12 protein-coding genes are annotated in these 21,939 nt (G+C 48.9%); 4 read left to right on the forward strand and 8 right to left on the reverse strand.

The window, feature by feature from the left end; translation table 11 throughout:
* Positions 1 to 155 precede the first annotated feature (155 nt).
* The 5 genes from ACYX4K_RS16275 to ACYX4K_RS16295 form a co-directional block, all read right to left on the reverse strand.
* Complete coding sequence (locus tag ACYX4K_RS16275) at positions 156 to 3,779, reverse strand: AAA family ATPase (protein WP_475091104.1); 3,624 nt, start codon at positions 3,777 to 3,779, stop codon at positions 156 to 158.
* A 326-nt stretch (positions 3,780 to 4,105) separates the two neighbouring features.
* Complete coding sequence (locus ACYX4K_RS16280; protein WP_475091103.1) at positions 4,106 to 4,669, reverse strand: condensin complex protein MksE; 564 nt, start codon at positions 4,667 to 4,669, stop codon at positions 4,106 to 4,108.
* Positions 4,662 to 6,119 (reverse strand): hypothetical protein, encoded by a 1,458-nt coding sequence (locus ACYX4K_RS16285; RefSeq protein WP_475091102.1) that lies wholly within the window; start codon positions 6,117 to 6,119, stop codon positions 4,662 to 4,664. Before ACYX4K_RS16285 ends, ACYX4K_RS16280 begins: the two co-directional genes overlap by 8 nt.
* 1 nt (position 6,120) lies before the next feature.
* Positions 6,121 to 9,132, reverse strand: coding sequence for an AAA family ATPase (locus ACYX4K_RS16290; protein ID WP_475091101.1), 3,012 nt, complete (start codon positions 9,130 to 9,132; stop codon positions 6,121 to 6,123).
* The gene (locus ACYX4K_RS16295; RefSeq protein WP_475091100.1) at positions 9,125 to 9,838 is read right to left on the reverse strand and encodes a hypothetical protein; all 714 of its coding nucleotides are present in this window, start codon (positions 9,836 to 9,838) and stop codon (positions 9,125 to 9,127) included. Before ACYX4K_RS16295 ends, ACYX4K_RS16290 begins: the two co-directional genes overlap by 8 nt.
* Before the next feature lie 488 nt (positions 9,839 to 10,326).
* Here ACYX4K_RS16295 and ACYX4K_RS16300 point away from each other — a divergent pair, with 488 nt between their 5' ends.
* The 4 genes from ACYX4K_RS16300 (at position 10,327) to ACYX4K_RS16315 (ending at position 13,803) form a co-directional block, all read left to right on the forward strand.
* Positions 10,327 to 12,309 carry a DUF2779 domain-containing protein gene (locus tag ACYX4K_RS16300; protein WP_475091099.1) on the forward strand — a complete coding sequence of 661 codons (1,983 nt, stop codon included), beginning with the start codon at positions 10,327 to 10,329 and terminating at the stop codon, positions 12,307 to 12,309.
* A gap of 94 nt (positions 12,310 to 12,403) precedes the next feature.
* Positions 12,404 to 13,195: a hypothetical protein gene (locus tag ACYX4K_RS16305; RefSeq protein ID WP_475091098.1), complete on the forward strand. Its 792-nt coding sequence runs from the start codon at positions 12,404 to 12,406 to the stop codon at positions 13,193 to 13,195.
* Between the two features lie 53 nt (positions 13,196 to 13,248).
* Positions 13,249 to 13,470, forward strand: a complete 222-nt coding sequence (locus ACYX4K_RS16310) for a hypothetical protein (RefSeq protein WP_475091097.1) — start codon at positions 13,249 to 13,251, stop codon at positions 13,468 to 13,470.
* Between the two features lie 57 nt (positions 13,471 to 13,527).
* Positions 13,528 to 13,803, forward strand: a complete 276-nt coding sequence (locus tag ACYX4K_RS16315; RefSeq protein WP_476178828.1) for a lysozyme — start codon at positions 13,528 to 13,530, stop codon at positions 13,801 to 13,803.
* On the opposite strand, the gene brxL is transcribed toward ACYX4K_RS16315, so the two are convergent.
* The 3 genes from brxL to pglX are packed head-to-tail and all read right to left on the reverse strand — an operon-like array spanning position 13,800 to position 21,938.
* Positions 13,800 to 15,851: a protease Lon-related BREX system protein BrxL gene (brxL, locus tag ACYX4K_RS16320; protein WP_475091096.1), complete on the reverse strand. Its 2,052-nt coding sequence runs from the start codon at positions 15,849 to 15,851 to the stop codon at positions 13,800 to 13,802. The two genes, ACYX4K_RS16315 and brxL, sit on opposite strands and share 4 nt — an antisense overlap.
* A gap of 39 nt (positions 15,852 to 15,890) precedes the next feature.
* On the reverse strand, positions 15,891 to 18,206 hold the full coding sequence (locus ACYX4K_RS16325) for a PglZ domain-containing protein (RefSeq protein ID WP_475091095.1): 2,316 nt from the start codon (positions 18,204 to 18,206) through the stop codon (positions 15,891 to 15,893).
* Between the two features lie 12 nt (positions 18,207 to 18,218).
* Positions 18,219 to 21,938 (reverse strand): BREX-1 system adenine-specific DNA-methyltransferase PglX, encoded by a 3,720-nt coding sequence (gene pglX / locus ACYX4K_RS16330; RefSeq protein WP_475091094.1) that lies wholly within the window; start codon positions 21,936 to 21,938, stop codon positions 18,219 to 18,221.
* Between the last annotated feature and the right edge of the window lies 1 nt (position 21,939).

The raw sequence follows: 21,939 nt of genomic DNA on the forward strand, positions 1-21,939 counted from the left end.
GGCTTGAAGAAAAAATGCGTTATGAGGTGTTCACGATGAACTAGAATGGGTGTTCAGGATGGGTCGGAATATGCAAATAGCACGGTTATTATTTGAAAGGGATTCATGGTGCATATCAATGCAATATGGGCAATATTGTAATTGTGTATCTTGATCTAAGCGGGAGTGGATTCAAGACCAGTTTGTTTAAAAAAATTAGAGAGCAAAACCTTTGCTTCATCGCCATTTAGGGATTCCTTGATTGATAATTGCTTAGCAAAAGCATCTAAGAAGCCTCTGTTTTGCTCAAGTAGGCTCGTAGCCTGCTGCTCGGCCAGTAAGAGCCATTCAGTCACCTTACCCTGTGCCAGAGAAAGCAATTCACTTTCCTCAAATTTTGTCAATAACTCCAGATTGACAGGGCCGATATCATCATCGAGTCCAGCCTCGTAAATCGCATGTAAGGCCAATTTTGTCGCTTTCGAAATATCATCTGTTGCACCAGAGCTCATTCCACAATCGCCAAAACACAGGCGCTCGGCAGCCCTCCCAGATAAAAGTACAATCAATCGCTGAAATAATTTTTTCTTGGATAAACCCTCAATCTTTTCGGAAGAACGGAGAGCTACGAAACCCAAGGATTGATTACGTGGCTCAATAGTTATGTAATCTAGCTTAGACTCTGGAAATAAAAGAGTTGTAGCGATCAAGTGCCCGGTTTCATGATAGGCAACTCTTAGTTTCTCATCTTCATTGAGGTAGTTGACACCGGTTGGCGAGCCGTAGCGGACTTCGGACACTACCGAAGTGAGTAAATCGTAGTCACAAGGTTTATCATCGGTTAGCGCCAAATAGACTGATTCTCTGACCACTTGATCTATTTGTGCAAAGGAAAATCCTTGACAGGATGAGGCCAGATTCTTTATCTGGTTTGGTCCGAGCGACAATTCGTGCTTCTTGCTAACAACACCAAGGTAAGCGGCCCGATCATCAAGACCTGGCAAATCGCAGGGGAGAACTTCATCAATCCTACCGGGGCGGAGAAGTGCGGGGTCTAGCAGCTTCGGGTGGTTTGTTGCTGCCAGGAAAAGCACAGGGAACTCATGCTGTTCAAATCCCTGAATTTCCGTAAGAAGAGTGTTGACCGTTAGGTTGGCATCCCGGTCGGAAGCGCTTGAGGCGCCGCCTCTTTTTGCGGCAATAGCATCAATTTCGTCGATAAAAACAACCGATGGTGCATATCGTCGTGCCACCTCGAAGAGTTTTCGAACCTTCTCTGAGTTGCCTCCAATGGTTTGTGCACTGAGGTCTGCCGCTGATACAGAGAAGAATGGAACACCACACTCGCCGGCAACTGCACGGGCAAGTACAGTCTTACCCGTCCCCGGGGGGCCTGCCAGCAGGTATCCTGGAGGAGGACGAACACCGTACTCTTTGAGGCCGCTTGGATCTCGAAGCCAGCCGACCGCACGTCTCAACTTCTTGATGGCGCGTTTGAGTCCAAAAACATCGTCAAAAGATGTATTCGGCAAACTTTTTTCAAAGAAATTGGTATCTCTGACGTCACCAAAGTCAATGACCTGCTCGTAATTCAGCTCATGCAGTTCTACAGATACTGTTTCACCATCTATGCCAATTTTAGTTGTATAGTCAAGTCTTTGATTACGCTTAATACAGACTTCAATAATTGCTCCTAAGTCATTGGTCTCGTCATATAGATAGTTACTTTTTCCATTATTCTGATAATCATTATTTTCAGCATAACCTAGAAATTCAAAATATTTATTAATGATATGTTGAAAATCTATATTCACTTGAATATTTTTTATGGAGTTAGGGCTTTCAGCAGCGATACCCATAAAAATTTCTGCTCGGAACTCCCGAACGGCTGAAATCAGTTTCCTGGGGCCAATTTCTGGAATATTTGCGGAAAGCAGAAAAAACCAGAAGTCATCGGGAAAATTGAAATCAGGTTCATGCTGATGTTTTGATCGGACCTGTATTTCTTTCTGTAAAATTTCCTTCAGACCGTTAATGCCTACAGGAAAAAATAGAGCCGCAACTCCCCTTGCTAGTCTGTTAACAAATTCAATAGGTAAAGTATGTCGGGATGTTGCTGAGGTATTTCGCAAAACATCAAAGGCCGTTAAGCGGCTTTTATTGTTGGTCTGGGTGAGGACCTCTTGTCCAATATTAGAAGTAAAGATAAAAATTGCCTGGGAGAAATCAACTTCCTCCATGGAAGTCGCATCTTTTGCCCTGCCCTCATCGAGAACACCGAGCAGCGATCTGATTACTTCAGGGCTTGCTTTCTCGATTTCATCCATGAGGATGATCTTTCTTGGCATATTGCGGACTGCTGTCGTCAGCTCGCCAAGGCCCGCATCAGTATATTGAGAGCCACTGCCGAAAAGTCGTCCGACATCTCGACTATCCGATAACCCCTCCATTGAGAACTGTACAATCTCATAGCCAGTTCGTTCAGTTTCGCGCAAGCCGTTAGCCAGCTCTCTCGCGAGTAATGTCTTTCCTGACCCTGACGCACCTACAAAGGTATATATCTGCCTGCAGCCACTGTTCTGCCCAACAAAGGATCCAATGTAACCTCGAACTACCTGCTCGATGGCCTTATCTTGGCCAAAAACCTGCGATTCTAGATGGCAGCGCAACTTTTCTGACGAAGCTAGAAAAGGAATTACTTTAGCTTCCTCTAGGTTCAGATTCCTTAGCTGAAGAACAAGCGGATTTTCCAATTCCATCAAGCTGGAAACTATTGACTCTGCCCACTCCGCCTTGGTCGACGTCAGTGAAGCATTTATCAGTGCGTCGGAAATGTCTCCGAATGATAATTTTCGGTATAGTCGCTTCGCAATCTGATACCAGGGCGCGGAAGAGGAGGAGCCAGTGTCAATAGTGCGTCGAGAAACTACCTGATCAAGTTGTACTCTCAGAGAGTATATTTTCTGAGGGAATACTACTGAGTGAGCAGGTTTCCCAAAGAATGTACCTAATGCATTCATTAGGTCGCGGCTGGACAGCATTGCGGTGAAAACAAATTCCAAGCCCGCGGAGTTGTCAAGAGCTTTCGGTTTCTCTATCAGCTCTATAATGCTGGAAGCGCTCCCACGTGCCAGGCAATCTCCCGCAAAAATTATTGATATTTCTTCTTTCAGCCAGAGTTTTTGCTTAGAAGCGATTACGCTCACTACATCATCCATTATATTTGGCTCCAAACTTTGAATAGTCTGTTTTTGTTGTTTCTCCTCTGAATCAGCCGGTTGGTCCTCAAACCCATCCTTGATATCAAATGTGATAGAAGAAAATTGGTCATTGCAGTAGGTGTTGAAAACTTGCCGTCTCAAATGGGGTAGGTCTTTACCAAATACTGCAGAAATCAACTTCCCGGGTATGACCTGGCTCGAATCGGTAAGACCGTTTACGTGATGACGAATACTGTCTACCACTGGTTCGAAATCAAAATATCCTTTTCTCTTCTCTACAAAGACCAAGTTTAGATTCTGGGATAGTGCCTTCAGGAGATCTAATAATGCTTGGTTTTCCTGTAATTCATATTTATCACACACGAGATGGCACAGGCTTTGCTTTTCTATTCGCAAACTGTATTGATGTGAAATGCGCTGCTTCCCTATATCCGGGAGCAGGCAGTCAACTAATAAAAGACTGAATGGTAGGAGGCAGTCAAAATCTGACGCAATCTCAGGGTCGACTTCCAGCTCCCCACAACATATTTTCTGGCCAGAAAGAAATTTGCGGGTCAGTAATTCTTTGGAAATTTTCATTATTCGCATTATCCGATTGCGATGAAATACGGTAGATTTCCTTATCTACAGTTCCAGGAAACCGTGAGATAGAGGTATATATACGATTGCTACGCTGCTTTTGTCAAAGATCTTTTCACGGCAAATTCACTCTAAGCCTGTATTTAAATCATGGGGAGTTATAGTGGTCAGTGGCAAGCCGCTAGTATTCTAGAAGCTTGATAACAGCGTGTTTATGGATAGATACCGCCTCGTGTCATTACGTAATGGCTTTGCGTTCTGAGCCAGATTGTGGCAGTTTCAGGGCTGCTGAACCAAACGGTTCTATCCTGTTGTGCCCGCAACCTTCAACTGATCGCTCCTTGCCCATTCATGGCCTCAATTTCAAGCTGCATCCGATCCATAAGCGCCACGCCTCCTGTGCTCAGCACCAGCCGGTCCAGATGGTTCCAGTAGGCCAGCTTGCGCATCACCAGAATGTTTTCCACTTCCTTTTCGAAGCTGCCTTTAAGTCCAACTGCGCGCAGCATTTGCTGGTATTCATCCACCATCCCGATCTTCCCCACTTGGTCACGGGTCAGGCCCGCCCTATGGGTAGTCACGATACTGGTCAACTGCGGTAACTGCGACGTACCACGGACCAACACTACCAGCATGACCTGAATGCGCATGGCGGCGTCGGATAAGACATCGCTTTTGTTCAGCTCGTTCAGAAAAAAGCACCCACCCATTTCCTTCAGCTCGTATCCGATGCAGCTGTAGAGCTGGATGTAGTGCTCCCGGTTCAATGCTGAAGATAGCTCGTCATACAGCGGGTTGGGTACTAGCAGATCCCCCTCCATCACTTGCTTGTTGATGACCCAGCCATTGATGAGCTCGTTGTAGATTTGCCGACTGTACTCTTTATCCACGGGCATGCTCCTCAGTTGGTGTCCCGTTCTCGCTGACGACGGGCGTATAAGTTCGTATCTGGTAGGTAAGGGTCTGACCCGCGTAGGCGATTTGCAGCTCTGGTCGTGGCGGTGCCAACGTCACCTCTCCAAGCCCCTGAACACAGGGAACCGCATCAAAGATATCTTTCATCGTGTATCCCGGCATGGCGCGCACCAGGTGCTCGTGCAGCGTGCGATATATATCCGGCGAATCCTCGCCGTAAGGAAAGCTTTCCATCGCCGCCAGTATGCGGTCCATGTTGTTGCGCCGCGCGATTTCCTTTTCGCTCAAGCCCCCGGACACCGCCACCAGCTTCGCCTCGGGAATCTGCTCCTCGGCCTCCAGCCGCACTCGCAGCAGCTCGTCTAATAGCGCGGTGCCATCTTCCTCTGGCCAGCTGATTTTGCTGTTCTGGGATCGGTTGAAGCTCTTCAGAGTGCCCAGTACGCGCACGGGTCTGAACACCTCATCGTCCGGACGCAAGCGCCAGTCGCGCAGTTGCCCCGTCTGTCGCTCCTGCACGGCGCTGCGCAGAGCGTTGTAAAGGTCCTCGACGCGGTTGTACCGGCGTCGCTCGTCTTCCGCGAACTTGATGTAGGTATCGAGGCTTTTGGCGATATCCCCGATCTCCTGCGCATTGCTCAGGATATGCAACTGTACCCGGGTCAACCGGCTCACGTGCTCGGTCATCTTGCGCTGGCGAAAGCGGTCGATGATCTGCCGAACAAGTGCCATGGGCGCGTGGCTGCCATCCAGTTCGGTCACGTCGCGGTGGATGTCCAGCCGCTCATCCAGGAACTGCAGGGTAGGAGTGACATGGCGCTCGTGGATATGCAGGATCGACTTCAGTGCCTCCCGCATCTGGTCCGTCTGCTGCAGGTCGGTGAACGCATGCTCATCGACCTTACTTGCTAGCCGCTCCGCCTGGCCGCGCAGCGCGCGCAACGCAATCCGCAGGCGCGAATCCACATGTTGCAGGGTGTAGTAGACCGCTTCCACCATCTCCTCGAACTGCGGTTCCCCAGGGGCCCACTCCACATGGAAGTTACTGACCTGCTTGTAGCACTGCTCAAGCTGGGCCATCAGCTGGTTCAGCTCCGCCGACGAAAGCTCCCGCATTCGTGTGTTGTCGAGGTGGCGCAGCATCTCCAGCACGAAGTCCTGAAGCCGGAAGCGCCCGGAGCGGCTGTCCTGATAATTGAGTAGCCCGTTCTGTTCCAGGTTATCCAGTGACAGGGTATCCAACTGTTTCTGCTGGTCTTTCTTGTCGAGGTGTGCAGTGGATTTCACCAGCAACTGGTTGTAGTCGCTGATGGTGAATTCCATCGACGGGTTGTTCTGCTGGCGCTCCACCTTGTCCATCAGTGCAAAGAATAGGTTCTTGTGCTCAAGGATGGTGATCAGTGTGCGATCCGTTCTGACCGGCATATCAGGCCTCGTCCTCCGCAGTCACCACGGTCTCTGCGGCGGATTGTTCCGATGCGGCATTCTCGCCGGTGCTGCCGGGCAGGGTCACCTCGCCGCTTAGTGCTTCATGCCGGATGACGTGCACCGCCTGACATTTGCCCACGGCAAAACCCTCGCTCAGCTTGCGGGTATAGATGTCGTGCCAGCGGCCGATGTATTGCACGATGTAGCCGTTGTTGTGGGGGTTGGCCACCAGCAGCACCATGCGGCTGCCCTCCACTACCCGGCGCAGCTCCGGCAGGTTCTTCTCGTCGAGGCTGCCTACCTCGTCAAACACCACCGGCAGAGTGAACACCACGTCTTCAGGTACCAGCTTCTTCATCAAGATCGACAGTAGCACCGCATTGATCATGCCGTTGGTACCGTGGGACTGGGAGGTGTCTTCTTTCTGGCCCCGGATTTCGTAGATGAAGCGCACTCCGGTGATGATCTTTTCCAGGTTCAGCTTGGTGGAGCCGCGCGCGCTGGTCAGATACTTCTCGCTGAAGTCCATCAGCCGGCGGTGGAAGGATTCACTCATCAGCTCGGTGGTACCGCGCCCGTAGTCCTGCAGCTCCTTGCGCAGTTCGATGAACGCCTGCAATGCCTGGATACGGATGCTGACCCCGGACAGGTTGGAAATCCGGATGCCTTCCAGCGTTTCGTTGATGCGGCTCTGGAAATTCTCGATGGCCACTCCCATGCTCTCCAGCATGCTCATTTCGATGCTGGTGCGGTGGTTATGGTTGGCGATCTGGGATTTGTGGTCGTGCTCCTTTCTGTCGATGTTTTCGAACTCGGAGCGGATCTGCTCGTAGATGGCCTGGAACTCGGTGTCGTCGAGCTGCGGTTTGTGGGTAATCTCCGGCGGCACGTCCATGATGCCGGCCCCCGCCAGCACCCGGAACCGGTGCTCCGCTTCCTGGACGGCACCGGTCACCGCCCGCAAGCTCTGTTCCAGTGGCTGGTAGTGGGCGCTGAGCTCACCCGGATCTGTGATCAGCTGTGCGCTGCTGCTCGCGGGACGCGCGCTGTTTTCAAGCTCTGGGAGACTGCGCACCGCGTGGTTGAGCTCCTGCCTGGTGGTCTTGATGGCGTGTTGCAGGTCGTCCAGCGCGCGGAGTGCCTCGGTGACTTCTTCCTGCTCTGCCAGCAGCTGCCCGAGGTGCTCCTCGGCGTATTTCAGCTCGATGTCGTATTCATCCTGTTGCGCACGGAGCGCCTCTTGTTCCACCAGCCGGTTTTGCACATCGTCCTGGATGCCGGGCAAGCGCTGCAGCAGGGCGATTTCGCCCCTTAGCTCGGCGATTTCGGTTTTTTTCTCCCCCAGCATTTCTTGAGACAGGGGGCCGCTGGCGGAGATGAGTCGGTTGAGTTCGCTGATGCGTTTATCCACCCCCTCGATGTCCCGCCGTACTGCATCCAGCCGGTTTTCGGCTTCCTTGCGGCTGCTCTCTTCGTCGTAGTGATTGACGCGTGCGGTTGGCAGGGTCTCTCCGCCCAGCACCAGGTGACCCTCCTCGTTGAGGGTGAATAATTCCGCGAACCCTTGAATGGTCTTTGCCTGGCTCCCCATTGGGGTGATGCTGAGGCGACGGAAGTCGGCGTTCAAGCTGTTGAGCACGGTCGCGCTATGATGGTCGAGGTGGTTCAGGAAGCATTGGCCGAAGTCGGCGATCAGTGCCTCCAGCTTGGCTGCCTCCTGCTGCGCGGTCTTTTTCTCTCCTAGTCGTCTCTCTAGTTCGGCGGTGGCGCTCTCCTTGGACTCCATGCTGCGGAGCGCTTCCTCTTCGTCACGAAGGATTCCTTGCAGGTATTCCACCACTTCCTGCGGGTCTCCGCTTTCGCACATCAATTGGTTCTGCTGGATGATGGCCTCGGCCTCCTGCAGGTTTTTCTGCCCGGTGGCGAGGTTCTTTGCGAGCAGGCTAAGCCCGCCCTTCACTTCGCTAAGCTTGCGGTTGGCGAGGTTGCGGCTGTCCTTGGCGCTGTTGAGCTGACCCTGCAGACTGGCCTTGCGGCCATGCAACTCCTGCAATTGCGGCTCGAGTCCTTCCTGCATTGGCTCCAGTGACGCTCGCAGCAGCCAGTAACGCTTGTGGGCTTTGATCTTTTCGGTATTGAAGGTGTGGTAGGCCCGGTTAAGTGCCTGCCAGTCGTCGCTGTGGTTCTTGATGGCCTGAATCTGTAGAGCGTTGCGCCGCAGGCTCTCGCGGTCTTCGCTGATCTGCTTGAGGTCGATGTTCACTGACTTTTTGGTGAGCGCGATCTCGCTGTCGATGATGTTCGCGATGGCCTGGGGGAGGTTGCCGCCGCTCGCGCCCTTGATGTCAAACGACAGTTGCAGCAGGGCCTTGATAGACTTCAGCAGCGCGCCACTCGGGGGTTGCACCGTGGGCATGATGCAGTAGCGGGTTTCCCGGCGCCCGGGTGTGTAGCGGGTGTACATCGCCGTACGAATCCGCTCCTGATCGTCAAACACCTCGCCGTGCATCTGCAACAGGGTTTGTTGCACGTCGCTCAGCGCCATAGCTTCCGGGGGCTTGCCCAGGCCGTTATTGGCCTCGGAATGGATATCCCAGAATAGGTGGCGGATGGCCTCGTAGGGCTTGTCGATCATGATGCGCGCGTATCCCAGTTCTTCCTTGCTGCGGTGCAGCACCACACAGAAGTCGCCCACCGGGTTCTCCGCTTCCAGAATCAGGAAGGAATTGGGCGCGGGGAAGTAGTAGTTGAAGCTCTTGATGCCGGAATACACCTCCCCGCCCGACTTGAATTCAAACTTCTGCTCGCAGTTACGGAAATTGACCTCTGGCAACAGGAACAGCTTCAGAGCGTTGAGCCCGGAGGTCTTGCCTTCGTTGTTGCGCGAGAGCAGAGCGGCGGTTTCATTGAGCGGGATCTCGACGTACGCGGCGTTGCCCGAGTTCACCATGATGAGGGTTTTCAGCCGGTACTTGTCGCCATCGACCAAAGAGTGTTGCGCGTTATTCATTAAGCGGGTCCAGATAGGTTTCCTGCTCGAGCTTTTTACCGGTGAGGTACAGGCGTTGGAGGAGGGAGGTGAGTTCTGGGTGTGCGCGTCCGGCACAATGTATCGCGGTGCGCTCGTCCTGGCTCATGCTGGAGGTGGCACGGGTGAGATAGGCGTCAATGTTGTCGGGCACAAGAAAGCGTGGCTGCAGGCCGGTATCCGCCAGCAATGCCTTGATGCTGCCGTAGATCTTGATACCGCCGGCGTCTAGGTCCAGGAGGGTGTGCACCTCCCGGTACCTGGTATACAGGGTGCGATTACAGGCTTTGGCAGCCGCCTGCCCGGCGCCAAATAGCAGGGTAATCTCACTGGGGGCGACAGACAGGCCGCAGCGTTCCACTAGTAGGGCAATCGTTTCTTCAAAGCGGATGAAATTCTGCAGGTTTTCGACGATGACAAGGACGTTGCCGGCAGTGTGATCGTCGACCCATGTATGGCCATCCCGGCTGAAGGCGACGCGCGGCCTATCCCAGTCGATGTGCTGAATCATCAGCGCGTTGCCCTCGACCCGCGCACTATGGGACTTACCGCTATGGGCTGCGCTTACGCGGTCGATGATAGGGGCGGGCGCCGGGAACCGGGATTCAATCTCCTGCAGAGCCCGATCGTCGAGTATTTGAATAACGCTCTCGCTGGCGAATTGGGACTCGGGTTGTAGGCACCTCATCAGATGTCCGGGCAATACGCCATTTCTGCCCATGGCGTTCCGAAACCGGCCCCAGTTGATGGGGGTGCCGGCCCGTATAGCACGGAGGTATTCGTGGGGTTTGTGCATAAGATTTTATTCTTAGGTATGGGCGCGATAACGGCAATTCATCCTATACATGAATGAACAATGGGGCCAGCTTCGAACGGGTATGCCGTCCCTGGTGCAACTGGGTCGCCAATCCTCGCCCACTACTGGCCCCGGAGGGCCCCCATTTGCCGAACCCTATAATTCGGCAAAAAAATCTAGTCGTCTACTAATCCTGGGCACCAATTTAGGTGGCGGGGTTTCCTACTCAAACCGAGGTGTTCAATGAGTAGGCTATTATGTTCCGCTGATCCCTTACACCGGTTCGTATGATCGCGGATTGCCGCTAGAGAACATCGTAATGAGCTTCTATCTGCGTAAATTTGTGTAGGGTAAGGGGGCTGTCGGAAAAGGGAGGCGCCATGCATAAGAATTCGCTCCATCAAAAGTTGCCGGCGCTGTTAACCAAGTCGCGCTTCAGGCGAGCCCTTGAATGCCCCACCAAGCTTTATTATGGCGAACAACCAAACTATGCCAACCAGAGCCTGGAAGATGACTTCCTCGCTGAGCTGGCCCGTGGCGGATTCCAGGTTGGTGCCCTAGCGAAGTGCTATTTCCCTAATGGGGAAGACCTTTCAGACCTGGATACCGATGCCGCCCTGGTGCGCACAAAAGAGTTATTACGCCAGGGAAAAGTCACGATTTTTGAGGCCGCATTCCAGTATGACCAGCTACTGGTGCGTGTGGATATTCTCATCAAGGATAGTGACCGCTACCAGCTGATCGAAGTCAAAGCGAAAAGTTGGGAGCCGGCAAGCGATCGCTTCCTGAATAATAAAAGAACCGGCATCCTAAGGGAGTGGGAACCTTACGTCTGCGATGTTGCATTTCAGAGAGTGGTGCTTGAAAAAGCGCTGAACACCAACAACATCGAAAGCTATCTTATGCTGGCCAATAAGCAGGCCAGCGCCGCTACTGACGGGTTGAACAGCAAATTCCTGGTGGTAGGCGAGCAGCATAAGGTGGTGGTATCTCCCGACCTAACTGACGAAGACCTAGCCAATGAGCTGCTCATAAGAGTCAGTGTCAAAGAGCCGTTAGACTTTGTCCTGGCAAAAGGCGAATACCACGGACTGTCCTTCGAGGGCTACATTGCGGTCGCTGTTGATGCCCTGCAAAAGGGGGCGCGCTTGGCCGGGCGTATTGGTACGGTTTGCAAGAAATGCGAATTTCACTGTACCCCGCAAGACGACATCAATGGATTACAAAGTGGTTTTCGCGAGTGCTGGAAGGAGGCACTGGGCTGGCAGGATAAGGACTTTGGAGATCCTTCGGTACTGGAAATTGCCAACTTCCGCAATGCCGATAAGCTCCTCGCCCAAGGCAAAGCCAAACTGATAGATGTCGAAAAGGCCGATATAAACCCCACGCCTGACAGCAAGCCTGGTCTTTCCAATAGCCAACGCCAGTGGCTGCAGATTACCAAGGTGCAGGAGGGAGACAGCAGGCCGGAAATCTGTATAGATGAACTGCGAGAAGAAATAAATCGCTGGACGTACCCACTGCACTTTATCGATTTCGAAACCATCACCGCCGCGCTTCCCTTCACTCGCGGTCGTCACCCCTACGAGGGCGTGGCCTTCCAGTTTTCACACCATGTGGTGCAGGAGGATGGCACTGTCGCACACGCGCACCAGTTCCTGGATACCACCCTGGGACATTTTCCCAGCTTCGACTTTATCCGCAAGCTCAAGGAAGCATTGGATAGTGACGACGGCACAATCTTTCGTTATTCAGCCCATGAAAACAGTATCCTCAACCTGATCCACCGCCAGCTGCGGGATAGCGGACTGTCGGATAAGGACGTCCACGAACTGTGCACGTTTATCGAGTCCATTTCCCATTCAACGAAAGGTAGTGAAAGAGAGTGGCGTGGACCGCGGGATATGGTCGATATGCTGGAATTGGTCAAGCGCTATGCCTACTACCCGGCGACCAAGGGTTCCAATTCCATCAAGTATGTACTGCCGGCCGTGCTGAGCGACTCTGCCTTTCTGCAGGAGAAATACGCCCAGCCAATTTATGGCGCGGCAGGTGGTATTCCCAGTCACAACTTTACAGACTGGCAGTGGATACAGAAGCAAAACGGCCAAGTTCAGGATCCCTACCGCCTGCTGCCGCTCATGTTTGAAGGTATGCCGGAAAATCTTGATGAACTACTGTCGGAAAGCGACAGCCTGGCCAATGGTGGTGCGGCGCTGGCGGCATACGCAAAGATTCAGTCCACGGAGATGGGCGATTATGAGCGCAAAGAGCTGCGGGCGGCGCTGTTGAAATACTGTGAGCTGGATACGCTGGCTATGGTGATGATTTTTGAAGCGTGGCAGGCAGCGGTGAGAAGCTAGATCGCTATCTGAAATCCGGCTTTATTGCCCGTGCGGTTCCTAGTAATGTTCAGTATCCATAAGAAAAATTCAATGATATAGCGATTAGTAGCTGATGATCGATAGCAGTATCTCTGGCCCCCTATTTATCGGATGGGATGTTGGCGGTTGGAACTGCGACCGCAATGCCAATAGCCGTGACGCACTGGTGGTGCTGGACAGCGAGCGAAACATCCTAGGCCAGCCTTGGCGCGGTAATGTTCGCAGGTTGATCAATGAGGCCGCCAATACGCAGGAGTGGATAAAGGCTCTACTAGCTTGTTGTCAGATAGAGGCTTTCGGTAGCCCACCATCGGTAGTGTTGGCTATCGATACGCCGCTGGGTTTCTCCCAGGCCTTCCGGCAGCTGATTTCCGGTAAGGGAGCGGCTGGAACTATTGAGACATCCGCTGATAATCCCTACCTATTCCGTTATACCGAACGGATCCTCTTCCAGCGAGGTTTGACACCACTTTCTCCGGTCAAGGATATGATCGGTAGCCAAGCAACCAAAGGCATGCATGCATTGGCGCGTTTTGCGCCCGAGAGTCCGGCCACGGGGCTCGGGACTGACGGCAGCAACCTTACTGCGCTCGAGGCTTATCCCGCTGCCTGTAAGCCTTCGGCACTAGTGCTTGAACTACTCAAATCTTACCGTCACACGCCTGCTGCTAACCAGGTTGATGCTTGGGAAACTACGGGGTTTGGTTATGGCATCAACCACGAGGACGAGCGCGATGCCTTACTCTGCGCTCTGGTGGCGTGGCTCTATCACTTCCACCCAGATGACCTATTCCAGCCTGATCTAGCTACACCGCAAGGCGAAGGCTGGATATTCGTGCCTAGTGATTCCCTGACTGGCGGTTAGCGACTCCATCATCTAGAAAGATATGAAAATAATAACAAGGGCCTTAACGGCGCATGGATCTCAGTCAATTCCTTACTGAATATGACGATAGCCTTGGTGGTGACTTAAACATAGACCCGCTGGAGTTGCAGGTGATCTGGTCGGCCTTCGGCCAGGATATCTTCCGCTATCGTGTGAGTTCCACCTCCAATGACGTGCGCAATTACACTCTCAACCTGCATCATCACTGTCTGATCAAAGAACTGGTAGCAGATGAGCGGTTGAGACTTAGCTAGCAGCTGGGCAAGACCTCTGAGCGGCTCGGCACACTCAGTTTCAAGTCCGCCTGTCTGATTTACCTCGAAGACGCTGTTTTGAGTCTAATCGATGTGCCGCTGACCCATGGGCAGTTTGATGCGCTGGTGTCTTTCACGTTCGACCTGGGAGCTGGCGCCCTGCAGCGGTCGATCCTACGCCATAAGGTCAACCTCCAGGCTCACAACGAAGTACCGGAACAGCTCGTGCGCTGGGTTTGGGCGGTTAGAAGGAGGCCAAATGGCCTTGCTCGTAGAAGACGAGCTAAGGCCATTTCGTACAGATCTTTTGATTTTGAAATAACTACAGCTTAATCCAGCAAAATCGCCTTCTGCATCAGCATCTGATTATTCTGATAAAACGGTACATCTGTGTTGCCCAGAACCGATGCAGGAATGTTCGCCAACTCGGCTAAGTTATCCATAGGCACAACAACGGCCTTAGCCCCATTTTCTGACAACATAGTTATCTTATCTGCAAAGTTAATAGATCTTTCAATCGCGCCACCTACGGATATGTTGCCTAACACTGCAAGGCCAGGCTTCAGGTTCTTCTTGTACAGCGCTGAGACTATGGCTATATACACTGCGGATCCTACACCAGTTGAAATCGAAGCACCGAGCATATTGGTTACTTGGATTGTAATGTCATAATTTTTTAACGAGTGCTGCTCACTCAGAATATTTTTCTCATTGGCTTTAATATACTGATAAGTATTCTTGATGTTTTCCTTAACCCCAGTGTTACTTACACCAGAAATATTTAGCCTACCGGAACCAAAGGTGGTCACAGCCTCAATTCGTACCAATGCAACATTATCCCCGTCACTAGTACTGGTATAACAGACGCCAGGAGGTAGTGGTGTGTTCTCAATAAGATGAGACCCTTTTTCTTCTGGCAATCCAACAAAATGCTCTTCTTGAGTTTCTTTGTCGATGTACGAGAAGTTGGTATCCCAAAATTCCATACCGCCGATTCGCTTTAACTGTTCCTTGACGCGGCGACGCATTTCGATGGCTATCTCGAGGTATTCACGGACATCTTCTTTAGTATATTCACCATTAGGATGCAGAAGTTTAATAAGACCAGAGACCGTCTTTTTCACAGGCTTAGTGTCACGTTGTTTCAAGTGTGAACCTAATGAAAAAAAGTCTTCAAGTGCATCAGTGTAGGTGACACGACGAAATGACTTCAATGCTTCTGAAAAATAGTCTGTACTAAATCCAAAATTAGATGTGAAGTGCTTAGGGGCAAACTTTATCATTTCCCAACCTGGCAGATAGAAATGAATGCGATCGAGGAAGGCGGTATCGTTATTCACTTCGTCAGAAAGTGGACTAAATAAGTGAGAAGTCTGTAGAACCGTCTCGACTGGCTGATTTATATTACCGTTTAGGATTATTGAAGCAACCCCGGTGATTTCACCGCCTGCACCAGCGCGTGAAAAGGAGCCAGACTCCATGTAATCTTTCATTAAAGGAACAGCGTCCTTTTCCTTGAAGATCTTGTCCGTTGCTTCATCGAAACATATCGCGTCCCACTGACCAACGGCTCCAACTTTTCCAGTTGATCCATGTACAAACAGCTTGGCAACTGTTCCTTGGCCACCTGAAATAAGCACAGCATAGGGTGTAAGTTCTTTAAAAACGAAGGATTTACCTGTTGATCGAGGTCCTAACTCTACGAAGTTGAAGTTGCTCTCAACCATTGGCAATAGACGAGCCAGTAGCAGCATTTTAACGCGCGTTGTCATCCCTTCTGCATCAGGTTCATATCCACAGCTACGTAACAGTACATTCAGCCATTCATCCCTAGAAAACTCATTTCTTTTCTGGATTATCTTGCTGTTATCAAAGGTTGATAGCTGAATAGGCTTTATATTTGTGACGACGAATGGATAGATGTTCTGGCCAATTCTTATATCTGGATCATATTCAACATCGATAATGGCCCAGATCCCTCCCATCAACATTTTTTCATGCTCTTTCACAAGACTATCACGAATATTACCGTTATTAATGTTGCTATTTTGAAGCTGTGCCCAATAGATGTCCTTTTTTGAATCTAACTTAACAGATATTTTGTCGATTATTTTAAATCGACCTTTCTCTCTGATTTTAGAGTGAATTAGAGAGCTTTCTTCAGGGTTAACGTAATGCTCGCTAAGAATCTTCTTAACGTTCACCATGCCTTCTTTAATTTTTACTTCATCATCTGTAGAGCAGGAATTGGCAATCAAGTATTCCAAAACAAATACCGGCACGTTAGCGCCGACTTTTACCATGCGTACCAGGTCTTTTTTAACCACATAGCCTCTAAAGTGCTCTAACAGCTTGTGGTCTAAATCATTCAAAATGGCCATCGCCCATTCCTCTCTCGCATTCTTAAAAATAACAGGCCTTTAAAACAATCCACCAAGATCTCTATCGTTGTTCTTTTTCACTACAACCCGATCCAGAAGTTGCTTTGTCATCGCATCTACCAGTTGCACCTCAACTTCATCATAGCCATCAAAGGTGTATTCTTTGGTGGCGTTACCATTACACTGCACAGTAATTATATCGCTCTTGTTAACCTGGATTTTATTGAAAAAGAATAGCAGTATTACCTTACGTTCTTGTGTAAATAAATTGCCTTCGCCACTTTCAGCCACATTACCCGCACAGAGTTTTAATTGATACAGCTCGCCAGTCACACTGGCTAAGGCGTGTTTATTGGTAATCATTACCGGTAGTTCACCCATGCCATCATTTTCTTGCTCCCAGCAAAAAAAAGGCGTAACCAGTTCCTGCGGGGCTAAGCCGCCATGCGCAAATCCATAGGTGCCAGGGGTTTTAAACGGGTTCATATTACGGGCGAAGTAGAGATAGTTGTAGTCTTTATAGCCCTTAGCGACCTCAATAAATTGAGGCGTTAAATCATCTTGCTTATCACTGGTCCAGATAAAACGCTCATCAATGTAGTTTGGACCTGAAGGCTTAACTACAATCTTATCTGCTTCGCTCAGCAAGCCAGTCAATACGAAACCATGGTCGGTGATTAAATATACTTTCCCATAGCCGATATTGAGCAATTGATTGATCTTTTCAGCAAAAAAATCGATAGATTCTGGGAAGTATTTGAGCGCCTTATGATTGAGCTTGTCACCCATATCATCGATGTCTTTATAGGTACAAATAAGCACTTGCCCAGAAAGGACCTCATCACTTACTTCGTCTAAGCGGATGTAATCGATATTAATGCTTGGATTTTTTGCTGAAAGATACTTTTCTCGCTTGTTTTGAACTGCCTCAATCACACCGTTAGCGATGTAAATATGGCTCATGTTGTTTTCAGTTTCAGAGGGGCAGTCGGCCAAAATATGTTGGCGAGTAAGCTCACTATGGCTTCCAAGCTGCTTCACCTTGATAGCAACCTGTTCGGCAATTTCATACGCCACGCCATCACCTACAATAACGGCTATTTTGTTGCTTTTCCCTGGGCGGGCATTCTGAGTGTCGCGGTCAATGATCGCCTGTAAGATACCCGTCTGATCTTCCCGATACTGATCGAAATACTGGAACCACTTATCTAAAAACAGCGTGACGTATTCTTTGTAGCGCTCTTGAAATGGCTCTAAAGCATCGCGTTGTTGCAAAAATTCGGTGTACAGGTTGCGTATGGCAGTATCGAGTGGGCAGAAGTGCTTTTTATAGAACTCAACGCATTCAGCAAAGCTGCTTAAATACGCCATATCCTTCGGGTCAAAGTCGAGCAAGGTAATAATGTCGTTCCAAAACACAATGCCAAGCGCCTGAGCCTGTTTGCTTTGATGGCGTTGTTTGAGCCTAGCAATCAGCTGTGCCGACTCTCCTTGTGCCAGAGACTTGTTGGCCAGTTTTGCCCCTAGCTCCTTTAACCAAGCCTCATCCACTTGCCTGAACGGATGGTCTGGATTAACTTTCCAAATGTCAGCACTGTTTAAAAAAGAGGGCTCTAGCTTGTATTTTGCAAGGTATGACCCAAATGAGCCGCGATAGCTCATGGAGTCCAACCAGTTGCTGTACACTGCTAACAAGGTCTTGTCGCAGTTATTCGTCGTTATGCCGTTTAACATGGCCGTGACAACTTCAGATGCTAAAGTCGCGGCGGGCTTGTCGATATATTCTTGGCCAAGTAACTCATTCACCTTGCGGTAAAAGGTCTCGCGTAACTGCGCGTCGTATTTCTCGGTGGCATAGGCTTCTGGGTCATGTACAAAGGGCAGTAGCTCTTTGTCTAAATCGAATATTTCAGAAGCCCCTTTGTGGCTTAAATCCATCCAGTAGGTGCGATCTTTACCCACGCTCACTTTTGCCGCAGCGATCAATTCGTCTTTCGGCAAATTGATATTCAAATTCAGGGTCTGGTGGACCTTGTCTTTAATGTAGTTCTGCAAATAACGAATTTCGATGCAGCCATTGGTCTCGCAATACTCACGTGCAAAGCTTAAATCCTCTTTGTTGAGCTGCGTGTAGATGAGGTACTTATGTTCGGACGTTGGATTTTCTTTCAAGGCCTTCTCAATGCGATATTTCGCTTCCAGCTCATCCAGTTCGCCATTGGTGCGATATACATCACAATCACTTTTTAGGCTCTTTAATAGAAAATCCGCCTCTCCGCTCTCATCAATAAACACGGCTACAGGGTGCTGTTCTAGAATGCGCGCTAAATCGTCTTTAAACCAGGTGTCAATCATAGTTGGGCATCCTTACCAATCGGCGTTCAAGTATTTTTTCAGCTGACCAGCATTCAACACGTCATAAGCCAGCATTTTCTTTTTCTGCAAAGGCGCAATGTTCTTGCCCACCCCGTCATCGAGAATCGGGTTATAGCCTTCGGCTAATAGCTCGTCGATTTTCTTCTTAAAGGCGTCGATTTCCTTTAATTGCTTGAAGATGCGCTCTTTCTCGTTTTGCGCTTCTGCGCTTTCATTACCGGCAATATCACTCTGACGGTTTTGTAAAGCGCGTTCGCGGTTTTCGATATACACAGAACGCAAGCGTAACAAGTTGTCGCGGCTCCACTTATAAATGATGATGTAGCAGTCGAAGCCTTGCTCTGGGCCGCTGGTTAGGTGCCAGATAAAAGGGGTTTTAGGTAGGTTGGGAAACATATTCAGATGGTTGGATAAGTCAGCAAATAAATTTGCATTCAAGTATTCATTGATAGGTCGGCCAAGTACTGAATCAAAACTTGAGTATTGAGCCAAACTAAAGCCCTTTTCTAGAAACTTCTCTTCAATTCGGTCTAGTAGTACCTTTTCACCGGCATTGGGCACTAAGGGGATAATCCCATCTTCATCTTCCATCAGTATTTCACGGGCCATGTTAGAAAGAAATTCCATAGCCATCGTTTTCATATGTTGCTTAGGGACAATGCTTCCCTGTTTAAACCAGTACCAGACATTAATTGGGTTTACTTGATGATTAGTGCAGAAAGCTTCGTATTCATTGTTGCTTTGATATATTGAAGACAACCCATTCTCGACATTATCCTGCTCTTCCTCACTGAATTGAGTCGTTGGGAGGCTTTCTATGAATTCGCGAATATTTTCAATGGGAAATATCTTTGAAACATTGTCTTCTGCTAAGAAGGCATTTCTAGCCTCCTGTGATACCGGGAGGCCACCGATACTTTCTCCTTGCTTGGCAATTACCATTGCTTTGTCGTGATCCGTCAATGCATACGCTTCATATATCCTCTCATTGATTATCGCTTCATTAATTAAGCATTGTGTAGATTTGTAGTTACAGTCATTAATTAGCGCTTTAAAAGACTGTTTGATGTCTGTACCAATACTTTTGATTAAATCGCCAGAATAATTGGGCTCATATATTCTTTGTGAGGCAAGGTTCTGCGTGATTGCTACGTTAGTTTTTGAAAGCCTTTCAATTTCTGCTTTTAATTTGGGGGCAGGATCAAGAAAAGGTATTCGCTCAATGTCGCCGGACTGAATACTTACAGTTGGATTGAGGCAATCCGATATGTAATAGACAATATTTGAATTTAACAAACCTAGAAGATAGTGGTAATCGTCTCTGTCCTTCCCAAATATGGATTTGCCAGATCTTTCAAAAATACAATAAGGCGGTTGGTACCTTACAGATAAACCTTTAGATGTGGAGCCACTAAACGCTAAGCCTTCCTCAAAATAATAATGGTCATATGAATATCTAATAGATGGGCACTTTTTCTTTAGTGACTTTAACTCTTGCCCTTCTTTTTCCCATTTGAAAACTAGCCATAAATTTCCATACCATTTTTGATAATCACCACCTTTATTAATAGTTGCCCATTTATACGTGTCTATGTTTTCAGAGTTAAGTATTTCGTTTTTCGATACTTCCCACCAATAACGATAAAAGCGCTCATTATTTCCACCAGAAGATATTCCGTTGCAAACATCAAAGTGGTCAGAGACCGACGGTAGTGTAAACTTCTCTCGAAAATCGTCAGAAATCCAGTATATAAACGGAAAATTTTTAATCGTTTTTAGTTTAGATTGTTTAGTCGTATATAGCAGTTCATGCTCTTCACCAGCACAACATTTTTCATAGGCATCAAACAAGGCCCCGAGACGCTTTGTTTCATATAGATGATTCAGCTTTATAAAAGAAGCTTCTGTTTCTATATCTCGTCCTTTTTCCAGAACATAGAGAGCGCTATCGACACGGGCAGACGGATTAAACATGCCCAAGTAACCCCATTCAACAAAAAGGCTAATGTTGGTGTTGTCTAGTATAAATTTTCGTGCATCTGAAAAAGATTTTATATACATGAATGTAGGGGGGTGAACCATGGCCACAAGGCCTCGTTCACTTACAAATTCAACTGAACGTTTAATGAAGCTGGCGTATAGATTTGTATTGAACTTATACGGAAACTGGTAGTTTTCATCTAAGTAGCTTTTTAGTTCGGGCCCAAAATCTCTGTCGTCAGTATAAGGCGGATTAGCTGTCGCCACGTCGTATTCAGTCGTTAATAACTCTAAAAACGTAATCGCATCTCGCGTTTTACTGGTTAGAAAAGTATTCGAGCCTGTGCGAGCATATTGTTCAACTGCTTTGGTGAGGTTACTAAAAAAGCTGGCTGCAAAGTCTTGATGCTCTGAAAGTTCTGCCTTCGCAAATAGATCATCCTCGGCACGCTCTTCAATGGCGTGTAGCTGTTTGTTCAGCTGCTCATCGATATGCACCAAGGAGCCGAACTTATAGGCATATTTCAGATCGTTCCAGATTTTTTCAATCAGCTCTTGCTGATTGCGTTCGATACCTGTCCCTTGCTCAAAAATATGGCGCACGTCATTGTATTCTGGTAGGTAAAAGTCTGACGATACGACTCTGAAATTCAGCTCACCCACTGTGCGGCGTTTTTTCTTGGCTTTGATAAATAAGCCCAGCTGGGCCAGCTGGATAGCACGATCGTCTAAATCGATGCCATACAGGTTATTTTCAATAATGAGTTTAGGAATATCTTTTTCGTCGTAATCCGCACCATAGTTTTCAATTTGGTCCAGATAAAGCTCGTAGTAGAAATCGAAGGCGTACAACAAAAAGTTGCCCGAGCCACAGGCTGGGTCAATCGTACGTACTTCATGCAACGGTTTTAGTGTGCGCGTTTGCGTTGTTGGCGCATTGGCTATTTTATAGTGCTTTTTGATTTCTGAATTGGGATACATCTCGAGGTACATCTTACCCAGTGAATTTTCCACCAGAAACTGCACCACCCAGCGCGGGGTATAGACCTGCGATTGTAGAGACACTTTGTTGTATTCGGTTTTATCACCACTGTCTTTGTGTGCCTTCTTCTTTTTATTGTTATAACTTTCGTACATCCAGCCCAGTACGTCATCACTTTGCCAGATGACCTCTTCTGATGAATCGTTAGCCTGTGCGTCAGTATCAACTGCATTAAAAGCATCGATAATATCATTTAAGCTCACGGCATCGGGTAGTACCGCGTAGGGGTAGGCTTTGCTATACAGCGGCAAGGTTTGCCCCAGTTCATCAAAGGCGGATTTTAAATAATCGCGAATACCTTCCAGCTCTTCATCGCGCATGTGCGGATTCATTTCTAACCAGGCTTTATGCCCAAATGAACGATCACCATGCTCGCTTTGTTTGGTTAATATCGGGGGGAATAAGCTGGCAGCTTCCATGACTTTGATGGCCGCTAGACGGTTGAATAGCGTAAAGGTTAATTCATCCAGCAACTTTTCACGGGCGCTTTCATAACAGCCTGTTTCACCGATATGATTATCCAGCATAACGACGAAGCGTTCTCGATTGGCTTTGACTTCCTCTGGCAGTTTTTCTACCTGGGCGGCGTCCAACTGCTTGGTTTTACCAAAGCCAAGTCTAGCGAACTGCTTATCGAAGGCGGCTTCAATCAGCTCTCTTAAATGGTCTACGTGGTCAGCTAATTTCATG

This window comes from Microbulbifer sp. ABF4_107 (assembly GCF_056312215.1).